Annotated in this window: 11 protein-coding genes; 5 read left to right on the top strand and 6 right to left on the bottom strand. The window is 59.3% G+C overall.

Going from position 1 to position 12,588, the window contains the following annotated elements:
• Positions 1–17: 17 nt before the first annotated feature.
• Complete coding sequence (locus tag ACIPY9_RS03060) at positions 18–788, top strand: glycosyltransferase family 2 protein (RefSeq protein WP_400696917.1); 771 nt, start codon at positions 18–20, stop codon at positions 786–788.
• Positions 778–1,944 carry an O-antigen ligase domain-containing protein gene (locus ACIPY9_RS03055; protein WP_400696915.1) on the top strand — a complete coding sequence of 389 codons (1,167 nt, stop codon included), beginning with the start codon at positions 778–780 and terminating at the stop codon, positions 1,942–1,944. Before ACIPY9_RS03060 ends, ACIPY9_RS03055 begins: the two co-directional genes overlap by 11 nt.
• Positions 1,945–1,979: 35 nt before the next feature.
• On the opposite strand, the gene ACIPY9_RS03050 is transcribed toward ACIPY9_RS03055, so the two are convergent.
• The gene (locus tag ACIPY9_RS03050) at positions 1,980–2,618 is read right to left on the bottom strand and encodes a toluene tolerance protein (RefSeq protein ID WP_400696914.1); all 639 of its coding nucleotides are present in this window, start codon (positions 2,616–2,618) and stop codon (positions 1,980–1,982) included.
• A gap of 115 nt (positions 2,619–2,733) precedes the next feature.
• Here ACIPY9_RS03050 and msbA point away from each other — a divergent pair, with 115 nt between their 5' ends.
• Both msbA and hldE read left to right on the top strand, forming a co-directional pair.
• Positions 2,734–4,536: a lipid A export permease/ATP-binding protein MsbA gene (msbA, locus tag ACIPY9_RS03045; RefSeq protein WP_400696912.1), complete on the top strand. Its 1,803-nt coding sequence runs from the start codon at positions 2,734–2,736 to the stop codon at positions 4,534–4,536.
• Positions 4,537–4,688: 152 nt separating this feature from the next.
• The gene (gene hldE, locus ACIPY9_RS03040) at positions 4,689–6,110 is read left to right on the top strand and encodes a bifunctional D-glycero-beta-D-manno-heptose-7-phosphate kinase/D-glycero-beta-D-manno-heptose 1-phosphate adenylyltransferase HldE (protein ID WP_400696911.1); all 1,422 of its coding nucleotides are present in this window, start codon (positions 4,689–4,691) and stop codon (positions 6,108–6,110) included.
• Positions 6,111–6,299: 189 nt separating this feature from the next.
• Here the strand turns inward: hldE and ACIPY9_RS03035 are convergent, their stop codons facing one another.
• The 4 genes from ACIPY9_RS03035 to ACIPY9_RS03020 are packed head-to-tail and all read right to left on the bottom strand — an operon-like array spanning position 6,300 to position 9,667.
• On the bottom strand, positions 6,300–7,262 hold the full coding sequence (locus ACIPY9_RS03035) for a metal ABC transporter ATPase (protein WP_400696910.1): 963 nt from the start codon (positions 7,260–7,262) through the stop codon (positions 6,300–6,302).
• 36 nt (positions 7,263–7,298) lie between these two features.
• Positions 7,299–8,114, bottom strand: coding sequence for an aldo/keto reductase (locus ACIPY9_RS03030; RefSeq protein WP_400696908.1), 816 nt, complete (start codon positions 8,112–8,114; stop codon positions 7,299–7,301).
• Positions 8,111–9,286: an NAD(P)/FAD-dependent oxidoreductase gene (locus ACIPY9_RS03025; protein WP_400696907.1), complete on the bottom strand. Its 1,176-nt coding sequence runs from the start codon at positions 9,284–9,286 to the stop codon at positions 8,111–8,113. Before ACIPY9_RS03025 ends, ACIPY9_RS03030 begins: the two co-directional genes overlap by 4 nt.
• 48 nt (positions 9,287–9,334) lie before the next feature.
• A complete protein-coding gene (locus ACIPY9_RS03020) occupies positions 9,335–9,667 on the bottom strand; it encodes a DMT family transporter (RefSeq protein ID WP_400696906.1) in 333 nt (110 codons plus the stop codon).
• A 140-nt stretch (positions 9,668–9,807) separates the two neighbouring features.
• On the opposite strand from ACIPY9_RS03020, the gene waaA reads away from it, so the two are divergent.
• Entirely contained in the window at positions 9,808–11,079 is a 1,272-nt protein-coding gene (waaA, locus tag ACIPY9_RS03015; protein WP_400696904.1) for a lipid IV(A) 3-deoxy-D-manno-octulosonic acid transferase, read from the top strand.
• 58 nt (positions 11,080–11,137) lie between these two features.
• Here waaA and ACIPY9_RS03010 read toward each other — a convergent pair whose 3' ends face one another.
• Positions 11,138–12,577 carry a TolC family outer membrane protein gene (locus ACIPY9_RS03010; protein ID WP_400696903.1) on the bottom strand — a complete coding sequence of 480 codons (1,440 nt, stop codon included), beginning with the start codon at positions 12,575–12,577 and terminating at the stop codon, positions 11,138–11,140.
• Positions 12,578–12,588 lie beyond the last annotated feature (11 nt).

Raw genomic sequence — 12,588 nt, 5'->3', positions numbered from 1 at the left:
ATAACAGAGAGTCAAAGATGGTATTCAGCGAAAACAGCGATATCACACTGGTTGTCACCAGTTGTGGCCGTTTCGACCTGTTGAAGCGAACTCTGGAAACATTCGACCGTTTCAACACAGCGCCTGTGCGCCATGTGCTGATTACCGAAGACTCCGGCGACTCCCAGGTCAAGGATTGCATTCCTGAACACTGGCGTGAGCATACCCGCTTCATTATCAATAACCCCAAATTGGGGCAGATGGCTTCGATCGATGCGGCCTATGCGTTGATCGAAACGTCCTGGGTATTCCACTGTGAAGATGACTGGGCTTTCTACCGCCCGGGTTTCATCGAAGAGTCGAGGGTGTTGCTGGAAAACGACCCTCAGGCACTGCAGGTGTGGCTGCGCAGCTTCAACCACGACCTTCAGGTTCACAGTCCTTATGTGTACCTCAACGAGCGTGAGGTTCTGCAGGGCATTGCGTTCTACAAGCTGGGGTCACACAAGGCCGAGTGGCAGGGTTTTTCCCTGAATCCCGGGTTGCGTCGTCTTGTGGACTACAAGCTGCACGCACCTTATGCCGAGCATGTCGGCGAGAAAAAACTGTCTCGGCTGTACGCGGAGCAAGACCGCTACGCCTTGATTCTGGAAAACGATGCTGTGTTGCACACGGGGTTCGACAATCACCTCGAGTTGCCTCAGGAGCGGTTGAGCAAACAGCGGCGTAAGCGACGCGATCGCGTCAAACTGATTGCCGCTGTGCTTATTGGACTTATAACAGGATGGTTGCTGAATAATGTTTTCTGAACGCATCAGTGCTGGAAGCACAAAGACGCAGGTTTACTTTGGTGCAGCGCTTGTCGTATTCATTCTGAGTTTCATGCTGGGAGCCTCTTCCAAGCTCAGCAATAACCTGTTTTATGCATTCATTGCATTGCCGGGTGTCTTCTTCCTGCTCAAGCATCGTGGTGCCGGCGTGTTTTCACAGCCGCTGGGGCTTGCCTGGGCAGTGTTTCTGCTGTGGTTCCTGGTGCCTGCTTTCAATGCCGGGGACTTTCAGTTCTACAAACACATTGCCTATGTCAGTCTGTTTGTTTTTGCCATAGCAGCTTTCACCGATGTCCATTTCTTCAGGAGTGGACTCTTTGTACGCAGCCTGTTCTGGATCGTCTGCCTTTACATCTTCGTTTCCAGCATACGCAGCTGGATGACCGGCGAGTTCGTGTTCGGCGAGCGTGTCGGGATCCTGATGGGGCGCATGGATAATGTCATCTATGCCAGTGTGTTCCTGTTCTGTGCGCTTGGGCTGGCCTTCCCGGGCTGGGTGAAGGAGCGGCGCTGGATTGAAGCGACGCTTGCTGTTGCCCTGTCGCTTTTCGCGGTCACGTTTGTCGTGCAGACCCGTACGGCGCTGGTCGGGGCTGCTTTCCTTTTCGGGTTGTGGGCCCTGTACCTGATTTACCGGTTCCCCAGGCAGGGTGTCATTGGCTTGCTGGCTTTTGCCGTTGCCGCCGCCTTGGTCTTCTGGTTGATTCATGATGAGTCATGGGTGAAAGCGCTGTTTGTCCGTGGCGACTCCTACCGTATCGAACTCTTCCAGATCATGACCGGTGAATGGCGTAACTGCGGCTGGTTGCTGGGGTGCGGTATTGGCTTCCATACCACCCAGACCCTGACGGGCGGGCTGCCGATTCAGCACCCACACAACATTTTCGTGGCCATGGGGTTGTATGCCGGAGCCATTGCGCTGGTCCTGTTCTGTGCGGTGATGGCCTTGACGCTCTGGCAGGCCATTCGCCTGCGTGATGCATGGGGTTTTTACCTGGCCTGTGCGCTGCTCATGCTCAATTTCGATGGCAGCATGCTGGTGGGTAACCCGGACGAACTGTGGATTCTGGTGTTGTTGCCAGCCACGATGATTCTGGGGCGCGTGGTGCAGGAGCACCGCCTCAAGCAGCAGTAACGAAAATGGCCGCTTTCACAGCGGCCATTTTTTTGTCAGCGGACTGCCTGGGCCAGTTCGGTTGCGTCGCAGGTTGTCTGGGCATTCAGATAACCTTCCAGAAAGGCTTGATTGCCTTCTCCCAGAAGCCACTGACGGTCCTGTGTGTAGCGCAACATGTGCTTGAAGTTACGCAACCGCAGGTTTTTGCGCAGCGGGCTTCTGTAGGTCTTCATGTCGGCAATATCGATCAGGCCCAGCTTGCCTTCCGGGGTCAGGATCACGTTACCCAGATGCGCAGAGCGGAAATAGATGCCTTTTTCGTGCAGGTCGGCGATGAAGCGTCCCAGTTGGCCGCGAAGCTCATCGTCACTGGCAGCGTTGCCCAGCAACTGACGAAGAGTCTGCCCTGCAAGCGGGTCGTAATGAACGGCGTCACGGGCTATTTCGGCGATCCTGTAGACCGTGCGTACATTCGGGCAGGGAATCGCTCGTTTTGCCAGCGTTACACAATTGTCCGCAAAGCGTCGTGCATAGGGGTACCATGCGGCCGAGCTGATCAAGCGCTTGCGCCGAAACAGTTTCAGCATTGAACCGTCGGTCAGGCGTAATACTTTGTCGCCTGTGCCATCGGCTTCAAGGACTTCGGCTCCTTGAACCAGGACAAGGTAGCGGGCGTGGTCAAGCGCTTGCATCGATACTCCGGTTTCTACGCCCCAAGGGTTGGACGGCCGCCTATGTTACCCCAGCAGGCAGCCACGAAAACCGCTTGTGGTACAATTCGGCCTCTTTTTCACACGACGGATTCTCATGACATCCTCCGAATCGTCCGCTCCTTCCAGCGTAAAGATTTACTTCCGCTTGCTGGCCTATGTGCGTCCGTATGTGGGTATTTTCCTGCTCAGTATCATCGGGTTCGTGATCTTCGCGTCCACGCAGCCGATGCTGGCCGGTATCCTCAAATACTTCGTCGATGGCCTGACCAATCCGGAAGCGGCGCTGTTTCCCAATGTTCCGTACCTGAAAGACCTACAATTGTTGCAGGCCGTGCCATTGCTGATCGTCCTGATCGCTGCCTGGCAGGGGCTTGGGTCGTATCTGGGCAACTATTTTCTGGCCAAGGTTTCCCTCGGGCTGGTGCATGACTTGCGTGTGGAGCTGTTCAACAAGCTGCTGGTGCTGCCCAACCGCTATTTCGACACCACCAACTCGGGGCATCTGATTTCCCGTATCACGTTCAACGTGACGATGGTGACCGGTGCGGCCACCGATGCGATCAAGGTTGTGATCCGCGAAGGCCTGACAGTGGTGTTCCTGTTCATCTACCTGTTGTGGATGAACTGGAAGCTGACCCTTGTGATGCTCGCGATCCTTCCGCTCATTGCCATCATGGTTGGCAGTGCCAGCAAGAAATTCCGCAAGCAGAGCAAGAAGATCCAGGTGGCCATGGGAGACGTGACACACGTCGCCTCTGAAACCATCCAGGGCTATCGCGTGGTCCGCAGTTTTGGCGGTGAGCAATACGAGCAGGATCGCTTCGCTCGTGCCAGCGACAGCAACACCGAGAAACAACTGCGCATGACCAAGACTGGCGCGATCTATACGCCGATGCTGCAACTGGTGATCTACAGCGCCATGGCGGTCCTGATGTTCCTGGTGCTGTTCCTGCGCGGTGATGCCACGGCGGGTGATCTGGTGGCCTACATCACGGCTGCCGGTTTGCTGCCCAAGCCCATTCGCCAGCTTTCGGAGGTCAGCTCGACCATCCAGAAGGGCGTTGCAGGTGCCGAAAGTATCTTTGAACAACTGGATGTCGAGCCGGAAGTCGATACCGGCAGTGTCGAGCGCGAGCGTGTCACCGGCCATCTGGAAGTGAAGAACCTGAGCTTTACCTATCCACAGACGGATCGGCAGGTTCTGGATGACATCAGTTTCTCCGTCGCGCCGGGGCAGATGATTGCGCTGGTCGGGCGCTCCGGCAGCGGGAAGTCGACGCTGGCGAATCTGATTCCGCGTTTCTATGCACACGAAACCGGGCAGATTCTGCTCGATGGTGTCGATATCAACGATTATCGGCTGCGTAACCTGCGTCGGCATATCGCCCAGGTCAACCAGAACGTCACGCTGTTCAACGACAGCGTTGCCAACAACATCGCCTATGGCGATCTTGCCGGTGCGCCACGGTCTGACATCGAGGCTGCCGCCGCCGATGCATATGCCAAGGAGTTCATCGACAGGTTGCCTGAAGGCTTCGATACCCAGGTGGGTGAGAACGGCGTATTGCTGTCTGGCGGCCAGCGCCAGCGTCTGGCCATTGCCCGTGCCTTGCTCAAGAATGCGCCGTTGCTGATTCTCGACGAGGCCACATCCGCACTGGATACCGAATCCGAGCGTCACATTCAGGCCGCTCTGGATCAGGTGATGAAAGGCCGCACGACACTGGTCATTGCGCATCGCCTCTCGACCATCGAGAAGGCCGACATGATTCTGGTCATGGATGCCGGTCGTATTGTCGAGCGTGGCACGCATGCCGAACTGCTGGCGCAAAACGGCTATTACGCCCGCTTGCATGCCATGGGTCTGGACGAACCCGCGCCTGTCGGCGCCGTTTGAATCTTCGCGGATGAATTCGCTCCGAAACAGCAGGAGCGGGTTCATCCGTGAGAGCGGTCTCCCCGGTTTTCCTGAAAAAATTTCCGCAATCTAGCCTGCCAGAACCCTGTGCTAAGATTGCGCCCCTGTTCATTCTTAGTACGGGTTGTTCGATGAAGTTGTCCATGCCGCGTTTCGATCAAGCGCCTGTCCTTGTGGTCGGCGATGTCATGCTCGACCGTTACTGGCATGGTGGTACCTCACGGATTTCCCCTGAGGCCCCGGTGCCGGTCGTCAAGGTCGATCAGATCGAGGATCGCCCAGGCGGCGCTGCCAACGTTGCCCTCAACATCGCCGCGCTCGGTGCGCCGGCTTCACTGGTCGGTGTGACCGGTGAAGACGAGGCTGCCGACAGCCTGACCAACAGCCTGAAGGCCGCTGGCGTGCGTGCGCATTTCCAGCGCATTGCCCATCAGCCGACCATCGTCAAGTTGCGGGTCATGAGTCGCCATCAGCAACTGCTGCGTATCGACTTTGAAGAGCCGTTCATGACCGATGCCCTGGCCTTGAGTGCCGAGGTCGACTCCCTGCTTGAAGGCATCAAGGTTCTGGTGCTGTCCGACTACGGTAAAGGTGCCCTCAAAAACCATCAGGCGCTGATCAATGCCGCTCGTGAACGAGGCATTCCGGTGCTGGCCGATCCGAAGGGCAAGGACTTTGCCATCTACCGGGGTGCCAGCCTGATTACGCCGAACCTGAGCGAGTTCGAGGCCATCGTCGGTCACTGCGCCGACGAGGCGGAGCTGGTCGCCAAGGGCGCGAAACTGATGCTGGAGCTGGAGCTGGGTGCCTTGCTGGTCACCCGTGGCGAGCACGGCATGACCCTGCTGCGTCCTGACCAGCCCGCACTGCATTTGCCTGCCCGTGCACGCGAAGTCTTCGATGTGACTGGTGCCGGTGATACGGTCATTTCCACGCTGGCGGCAGCCATTGCGTCTGGAGAGGATCTGCCCCATGCCGTGGCGCTGGCGAATCTGGCGGCCGGTATTGTCGTCGGCAAGCTGGGCACCGCTGCCATCAGCGCTCCGGAACTGCGTCGTGCCATCCAGCGTGAAGAAGGCTCCGAGCGCGGCGTGCTGGGGCTGGAGCAGTTGCTGCTGGCCATTGATGACGCCCGTGCCCATCAGGAAAAGATTGTCTTCACCAATGGTTGCTTCGATATCCTGCATGCAGGCCATGTGACCTATCTGGAACAGGCGCGTGCCCAGGGTGACCGCCTGATCGTGGCCATCAATGACGACGCCTCTGTCAGTCGCCTCAAAGGGCCGGGTCGTCCGATCAATAGCGTTGACCGACGCATGGCCGTACTGGCAGGTCTCGGTGCGGTGGATTGGGTCATCAGTTTCCCTGAAGGCACGCCGGAGAACCTGCTGCGCCACGTCAAGCCGGACGTTCTGGTCAAGGGTGGGGACTACGGGATCGATCAGGTGGTCGGTGCCGAAATCGTCCAGGCCTATGGCGGAGAGGTCAGGGTGCTGGGGTTGGTGGAAAACAGCTCGACCACGGCCATTGTCGAGAAAATCCGCGGCCAGTGACTGTAGGAGCGAATTCATTCGCGAAGGCTTTTCGCGAATGAATTCGCTCCTACTGCGTGTTACTTGCTCAGCCGAACATGCAGGACCGGATTTATCCGGGAAGAGGCCCGTACATTCACAGAGTCTGCGTCGCCAGAAAGAATGTCTTCCCGGATAAATCCGGCCCCACCCCATTCGAGAAAAGACCGATTATTTGCTCAGGCTGTTGCGCGCCATTTGCAGCAGTTCCCTGGCCTTGCCGGTCAGGTGCTTGAGGCTGCTTTTCTTCGGGGGCGGTGTCAGGCCTTGCTGGCGCAACCAGTCCTTCCAGCGAATCCGTTCTTCATGCACCACCCAGCCATCCTGGGCGGCAAAGCTTTCTGCCAGATACAGCCCGCGTGTACTCACTGAACTCAGCTTGTCTCGCTTGAGCGTATAGAGTTCGGGCAGTGGCACTCCATTTTCCAGCGGCATCAGATACAGGTCGGGCTTGCTTCGATTGAGCCGGGCGACCAGCTGTTCGTTTTCCAGGGTTTCATCGACATGGAACAGGCTCAACGGGCGAGCCTCCCTGGGGATTTCCAGGCGCATGTCGTAAATCAATTGCAGGGAAGCCGTTGGCAGGTGGACATAGGCGCGTGGGCGTTCGATCAGGGTCATGCTGCCGCAACGCACAGGCTTTGCCGCCCCCGAGAGAGAGCTCAGGCTGAAAGGCATGGCTTCGCGATAGTGCAGCGCCGCCGCATAGGGGGCCGGTAGCCAGGTGTCCTTGAAGCGACCGCTCAGCCAGCCCTGAGGGGTTTCGATCAGGCATTCCTCGGCAACTTCCTGTACGGCCGTGTGCAAGGGCAGGGTGAGCTCGTGGGCCGGTACATAGCCGGAAATCAGCTTGAGCACGACATCGCCACGATCCTGCCGTCGCTGCCTGACCAATACCCAGTAATCGCGGTTCTGCCAATGAAGGGTCAACCTGATCGATACGCCGAGGTTGGCCAGTTCTGTCGCAAAGCGTTCGGTGTCCGGGACTTCGATCTTGCGGCGGCGTTGCAGGGTCTGGGAAAAATTCAACGGCATCCCGACGCTCTGATAACTCAGGCTGTCGGGAGTGGCTTCGATGAATAACGGCAGAGTCTTGAAGTCGCTGGGGTTCTTCCGAATCAGGGTTCGCGGCATATCGGCTCCTTCTTGCGTTGGGGTCGGCCGCCTACATCAGGCTTGACGGCAAATCACTGCGGCTGCGCTGGCAACATTGTGGGCCAGATGCAGGGGATTGATCGTGCCGACAATAGCACTGGCGACCCCCGGATGTTCAAACAACAACGTGAAACTGGCTTGTACCGGATCGACTCCCGGGCTCAGGCATATATGACCGCTGGCCAATGCCTTTTTCACCAGGATGCCTTTGCCGTGTGCAGCAGCGTAGTCCAGAACCGGTTTTTCACCCTGTTCATTGAGATTGTAGGTGACCATCGCGCAGTCGCCTTCGCGCAGGGCCAGCAGGCCGCCCTCGACGGTCTTGCCGGAAAAGCCGAAGCCCCGGATCTTGCCTTCGCGCTTGAGGTCGGCCAGTGTCTGATAGACGTCCGTGTCGTTGAGGATCGCCAGGTCGTTACCGTCCGAATGCACCAGCACCAGATCGATGAAATCGGTTTCAAGGCGTTTCAGGCTGCGTTCCACCGACCGGCGAGTGTGTCCGGCGCTGAAGTCGTGACGCGATTGCCCGTTCTCGAATTCTTCCCCGACCTTGCTGACGATGACCCAGTCCTGACGCTGACCACGCAGCAGCGGACCAAGACGCTCTTCGCTGGTGCCATAGGCCGGTGCCGTGTCGATCAGGTTGATGCCCATGTCACGGGCCATTTTCAGAAGCATCTTCGCTTGCTGATCATCGGGGATCGTGAAGCCGCTGGGGTATTTCACCCCTTGATCGCGGCCCAGTTTGACGGTCCCCAGCCCCAGTGGCGAAATGCTCAGGCCGGTACTGCCCAGCGGGCGGTGCAGGTCATGCAGGGTCTTGACGGTCATGGCAGCAGTTCATCCCAGACAGGTATCGCCAGAGGCGGTTTGGGCAGGCCAGTCATGGCGGGTTGAGGCGTCGGCTGGATGCCGTCTTTCGACAGTGCGGCCAGTACGCGATCGGCCAGATCCGGTGCCAGTGCCAGCTTGGTCGGCCAGCCGACCATGAGGTTCTGCTGGACATCCAGAAAGGCGTTGTCCGGCCGTACGAGGCCCGACTGGGCCGGCTCTGCCCGATCAACCCGCAAGGTGGCCCATTGCGCCTGCCCGAGATCGACCCATGGCAGCAGCGATTCCAGTTCCTTTCTGGCCGCGGCGATCTGGGCGGCGGGTTCGCGTGCCACGCCATCGGCTTCGGCCAGGTCGCCGCCCAGATACCAGACATGCTCGCCATTGGCCGCCGGGTGAGTGGTCACGGTAATCCGTGGCTTGGGTCCACCTCCCAGGCAGTGGGCGAACAGAGGCTTCAGGGTCGGGCCTTTGACCAGCACCATATGCAGAGGGCGGCGTTGCATCTGCGGTTGGGACACTCCCAGTGCCTCGAGCAGCCCGGCATTGCCCGCGCCGGCACTGAGCACGATACGCTGGGCACGAATTTCGCGGCCATCCACACGCAAGCCTGCCAGGTTGCCATGTTCGTGAAACGGTTCGATCCGTTGACCGGCCAGCAGGCTGTCACCCGCCAGTTCGGCCAGACGCCGGATCAGGCTCGGCACATCGACCACCAGTTCGGCCAGTCGGTACACCTTGCCCTTGAATTTAGGGTTTTGCAGGGCCGGTGGCAGTTGCTCGCCCTTGACCTGATCCACCCGTCCACGCACTGCCTTGCTGGCGAAGAAGCTGGTCAGGTTGCCCGCGATCGTGCCCGGCGACCACAGATAATGGGCCTCGGACAACAGGCGTACGCCAGACAGGTCCAGCTCGCCTGTGCCTTCAAGCGATTCACGCCAGCGGCGCGGCATATCGGCAATGGCCTCGGAGGCACCCGACAGCGCGCCATGCAGGGCGTATTTGGCACCGCCATGGATGATGCCCTGGGACTTCAGGCTCTGCCCGCCCCCCAGGCTCGCGCTTTCTACCAGAACTGTCGAGAACCCTTGACGACGCAACCGGGCATTGAGCCAGAGGCCGGCAATACCGCCTCCGACAATCAGGACGTCAGTGGAAATAACAGATGGCATGAGCACCTCAGTGGCGTGAAGAATGCGCCATTATAAGGGATCGCGTTTTCAATGCCCGGCGGTTTTCGAGAACAACTGAATCACCACGACACCCAGCACGATCATGCCCATGCCCAGCAGGGCGGGAAGGTCCAGTTTCTGCCCATAGATGAAGAACGCTGCGATGCTGACCATGACGATTCCCATCCCTGACCAGATGGCATAGGTGATGCCGACCGGGATCGTGCGCATCACCAGAATCAGCATCCAGAACGCGATACCGTAGCCGACAATGACCAGCAGCAATGGCAGCGGCGTACTCAGCCCCTTAACGGCCTTCATGGAGGTGGTGGCGATGACTTCGGCGCAGATGGCGATGGCCAGCAGGTAGTAGGCAGTCATGGTGTTTCTCCTTTTTTTCAGGCTGCGTATCTTAGCGATACCTGTCAGGGGCATGACAGCTCGGGTACGTCATGACCAGGCGTATTTACGTCGGCAGGGAATCGTGGCTTTGACGGGGCGTGCTGATAAACTCCGCGCCCATGAATAGAACTCTTTATACCCTGTTGTTTCATCTTGGCTTGCCGCTGGTTGCCCTGCGGCTGTGGTTGCGAGCGCGCAAGGCCCCGGCTTACCGCAAGCGAATCGGCGAACGCTTCGCTGTCGGCCTGCCTGCAATGCAGCGCGGCGGGATCTGGGTGCATGCGGTATCGGTGGGCGAGAGCATCGCGGCCGCCCCCATGATTCGTGCCTTGCTGGCGCTCTACCCGCAATTGCCGATTACTGTGACCTGCATGACGCCGACAGGTTCGGAGCGCATCAAGGCAATGTTCGCCAGCGAACCGCGCATCCAGCACTGTTACCTGCCGTACGACCTGCCTTGGGCGGCGGGGCGTTTCCTGGATCATGTTCAGCCTCGGCTCGGCATCATCATGGAAACCGAGTTATGGCCCAACCACATCCATCAGTGCGCCAGACGCGGGATTCCTGTCGTGCTCGCCAATGCGCGCCTGTCGGAGCGTTCGGCCCGTGGTTATGGACGTTTTGCCGGTCTGACACGACCGATGCTGGCCGAAATGAGCGGGTTCGCCGTGCAGACCGAAGCCGAGGCCCAGCGCTTTCGTGATCTGGGGGCGCGGCCTGAATGCGTGACGGTGACCGGCTCGATCAAGTTCGACCTGAGTATCGACCCACAATTGCTTGAACAGGCGGCGCAGTTGCGCGAGCAATGGCAGGCCACGCAACGGCCTGTCTGGATTGCCGCCAGCACTCATGCGGGCGAAGACGAAAGTGTATTGGCAGCCCATCGGCAAGTGCTGTCGAGTCATCCGGAGGCTCTGCTGATTCTGGTGCCGCGTCATCCCGAACGTTTCGACAGCGTGCATGAGTTGTGTCAGCAGCAGGGGTTCACGACCGTGCGGCGTTCAGCCGGGCTGGCAGTCACGCCAGATACTTCGGTGCTGTTGGGCGACACCATGGGCGAACTGTTGTTTCTGTACGCCCTGGCAGACAACGCCTTTGTCGGCGGCAGTCTGGTGCCCAATGGCGGGCATAACCTGCTGGAACCCGCTGCATTGGCCAAGCCGGTACTGAGTGGCCCGCACCTGTTCAACTTCCTGGAGATTGCCGCGTTGTTGCGTCAGGCCGGGGCTCTGGAAGAGGTGAGCGACTCGGTGGGGCTGGCGGTTGCGATCCAGCGGTTGTTCGATCAGCCGCAACTGGCGCGCACCATGACCGAAGCCGGGCTTGGCGTGATGAAAGCCAATCAGGGCGCGTTGCAGCGCCTGCTGGATGGCATTGCCAGACACCTGTAGGAGCGAATTCATTCGCGAATGAGCGGATCGCCGCCCGATTCGCTCCTACACAGGGTATTTAGCGCTGGGCGGGTTTTTCGAAATTCTTCCGCGCCGCCGCTGCCAGATCCGGCGGCAGGAAGTCCTTGTCCGGGTTGTAGTCGGACTTCAGGTAGCGCGACAGGTCCTGCAAGTCACCTGGGTTCAGCGTGCCCGCAGCCTGTTTCAGGCGAAGGTTGTCGATGATGTAGTCATAACGGGTGTTGTTGTAATTGCGCACCGAAGCATAGAGCTGGCGCTGCGCATCCAGCACATCCACGATGTTCCGGGTGCCGACCTGATAGCCGATTTCAGTGGCTTCCAGCGCGCTCTGGTTGGAAATGATCGATTGCTTGCGCGCCTGCACCTGTTCCACATCGGTATTCACCGCGCGATGCAGGTTGCGGGTGTTTTCCACCACCTGACGACGCAGGCTTTCGCGACGTTGCTCGCTCTGGCTCAGCCGTGAATAGGCTTCGCGTACCTGCGAGCTGGTCAGCCCGCCGCTGTAGATCGGAATATTCAACTGCACGCCGATGCTGCGTTGCTCGACGTCGCCGCCATAGTTGCGGCCTGTGTAGTTGGGGTTGCTGAAGCCCAGTGCATCGTTGTCGCCGCGCTGGTAAGTGGCGACCGCATCAAGGGTCGGAGCGTGCCCGGCCTTGCGTTGACGCAACGTCTCTTCAGCCGCGTTGACGGCATAGTTGCTGGCCAGCAGATTCAGGTTCTGTTGGGCGGCGGTATCGACCCAGGCCTTGGCATCATTGGGGACCGGAGCCAGCACCGGCAAGGTATGAACGATACCTTCGATGGAGTTGTATTCGCGATTGGTCAGGGTCACCAGCGCCTGAAAGGCATCGTCCACCTGACGCTTGGCAATGATCCGGTTGGCCCGTGCGGTGTCGTAGCTCGCCTGAGCCTGCAATACGTCGGTCTTGTCGGACAGGCCGACATCGAAACGCTCGTTGGCCTGGTCCAGTTGCCGCTTGAAGGCGGCTTCTTCGGCCTTGGTCGAGGCCAGGTTGTCCTGAGCGCGCAATACCGCAAAATAACTCTGGGCCGAGTTCAGGATCAGGTCCTGTTCGGTGGCCGAGAGTTCCAGGGCCGCCTGTTCGTTGACGGCTTCGGCTGCCTGCAACTGGAACCAGCGGTCGGCGCGGAAGATCGGCTGGCTCAGGGTAGCCTGATAGACCGTGCCGCTGCGGGTTGCAATGGCGCTGGGCTGATCGATGCTGGTACGGGTGTTGTTGGCCTGGGCGCTGGCCGACAGGTTGGGCAGCAGACCGGCGCGAGCCTGGGGTACCGCTTCCTTCCGGGCGTCGTAGTCGGCACGTGCTGCCGCGAGGTCCGCGTTGTTGTCCACAGCCTGCTGGTAGACGTTGAGCAGCCCGGTCTGGGTCGGAAGCGGCGCATCTGCTGCATGGGCCTGTACGTTATAGGCACATGACACGGCAATGACTAACGAAAGTTTGCGCAGCATGAGGCATTCCC

The sequence above is a fragment of the Pseudomonas sp. NPDC089734 genome (assembly GCF_044748865.1).
Classification (GTDB): Bacteria; Pseudomonadota; Gammaproteobacteria; order Pseudomonadales; family Pseudomonadaceae; genus Aquipseudomonas.
Note: the sequence above shows the minus strand (reverse complement) of the source record. Positions and strands in the feature narration are given on the sequence as shown.